Below are 2,129 nucleotides of genomic sequence, written 5' to 3' on the forward strand. Positions count from 1 at the left end.
GTTGACTTATGTTGAGTGTTCATTAATGTTGAGAGCCTGCCGGCTTGGCTCTCTGCTGAAGCTTCCGCCGGCATATCCCTTCACATAAATGAATCCGCTGTTCAGCACCTTAGAGCGACTCCAGCCATGCCAGAAGATCAGGATCATGCTTCCATTCCCCGAGAGACGGAGCTCCATCGGTCAATGGCTTCGCCTTCTCGATAGCCTGGCGCTTCATTTCAAGATCCATGGTAGCGTATTTGTTGGTGGTGTTGACACTGGCATGCCCAAGCCAGCTGGCAATGGTGCTGAGGTCAACTCCTGATTTGAGAAGATGGACTGCGGTGCTGTGCCTCACGCTGTGCGGATGGAGCCTCTTTTTCCCAAGGGACGGACAAATGCTGGCAGCGTTATGGAGATGCTTTGCAAGCAGGTACCGAATGCCAAAGCGGGTAATGGGGTTGCCCACATGGTTTGTAAAGACGGTCACCGGCAGCCTTTCATCAATCCCGCGCTCCTCGAGAAGTTGGCGCAGAAGCTGAGCCGTCTCTGGCCAGATCGGGCAGATCCGCTCTTTGCGGCCCTTTCCTAAGATACGAACGCTGAAGGGCTTTGAGAGTTGCAGATCATTGGCCTTGAGATCAATCAGTTCCTGTACGCGGGCGCCAGTGTTGAACATGAGGCTCAAGAGCGCATGATCCCGCCGGCCATCTCGTGTCGTGCGGTCCACGGAACGAAGGATCGCATTGATTTCCTCATATTCAAGGTATTCGACCGTTCGAGAGGCTCTACGTTTGAAAGGAATATTCAAGATCCTCTGGCACTGATCGAGTGCTTCGGGGTAGATCCCGGCGACATAGCGGAAGAAACCGTGGACGGCTGCAAGGCGGCTATTGCGGGTTCCAGTTCGATTGTGCCGCTTTTCTTCGAGATGATCGAGAAAGGCGATGATCTCCTCCACTGCCATATCTTCCATCCTCAGTTCCGAGACGGAGATGCCTTTTTGTTGTGCCACGAAGAGAAGGAAGAGCTTGAGGCTGTCTCTGTAGCTCAGGATTGTATGGAGACTCAAGCCCCGCACCTTCGGCAGGTAATCGCTGAAGAACCCCTTCAGCACCACTCCAAGTGCATTCGCTCGCGTTGGGTTCATTTTCCACCTCCGTGCAAGTGCCCTTGCCATTCTTCGTCCGTGCTGGTGAAGAGTAACTGGCCGAAGCGCTGGTGGAACCGCTCGCTGGCTTCCGAGCGGATTTCCTCAACGGAGGAGAGGTAGTGGTGCGTCGAGGCAACGGAGACATGTCCCATATAGGTGGAAAGGAGAGGAAGCCGCGCCTGCACGTCTCCACCACTGCTGTAGCAACGCCTGAGGGCATTCACGGCGAAGGAATGACGAATGTCATGGATGCGGGGTGGTCTTCCCTTGTCGGTAAGTATCTCAAGGGCTGTACAAAGCAGGCGCCAGTTCTGGGCAAAACCGGTTCCCGTGTAGCCTCTTCCTTCGAAGCTGCCATGCCGGTTCCACATGAACGGGGAGGTCGTCTCCATGGGGAGCCTTCTTGCGTTGCGAAGGGCAAGGTAGGCTGCAAGTTCCGCATTAACCGAGGGTGAGAGGGGGAGGATTCTGGACTTGTGGAACTTGGTGGCTCGTATGAGTAGCGTTCCTTCTTGCGAGTCGAAGTCCCCAAGGGTCAAACGCAGAAGCTCACCGCGGCGAAGCCCTGTCGTAAAGAGAAGCAGAATGCCGATACGCAGGTTCTCAGACCTCAGAGGCGAGCGGGCGGATGGCTGAAGGTAGCGGGTTGCGTCCAGCAGGCGGGCAATATCGGTCTCTGAGAGGATATGAGGGCTGAGAGCCTGATGGGTGGCCGGGAAGGTTAGTGGATCCGGGACAAAGGAGTCGGAATGCGATCTTTGCCGGTACAGGCAGAAGTTGTGCACAATCCGCATGTGATTGCGTCGAACGGTAGGCGTCAACCGCTCCAGTCCGGCGGACCAGGCAATGAACATCTCACCGTCCAGATCCCGAGATGAAGGGTAATGGACTCCCACGAAAGCGTCGAAGTCATGGAGCACAACGGCCTCGATCGAGTAATTTCGACCAAGGGAGCGCTTGAGCTGAAGGTATGCCTCGATCTCGGGTGAGAGGAAGC

General features: G+C 55.7%; 2 protein-coding genes. Both read right to left on the minus strand.

Annotation, left to right across the window (positions count from 1 at the left end; genetic code table 11):
* Positions 1 to 109: 109 nt before the first annotated feature.
* Positions 110 to 1,129: a site-specific integrase gene (locus MWC30_RS21520; protein ID WP_244086257.1), complete on the minus strand. Its 1,020-nt coding sequence runs from the start codon at positions 1,127 to 1,129 to the stop codon at positions 110 to 112.
* On the minus strand, positions 1,126 to 2,129 hold a 1,004-nt coding region (locus MWC30_RS21525; RefSeq protein ID WP_244086258.1), incomplete at its 5' end, for a tyrosine-type recombinase/integrase. The genes MWC30_RS21525 and MWC30_RS21520, both read right to left, overlap by 4 nt.

It is taken from the genome of Desulforhabdus sp. TSK (genome assembly GCF_022836495.1).
In the GTDB taxonomy this organism is placed as follows: Bacteria; Desulfobacterota; Syntrophobacteria; order Syntrophobacterales; family Syntrophobacteraceae; genus Desulforhabdus.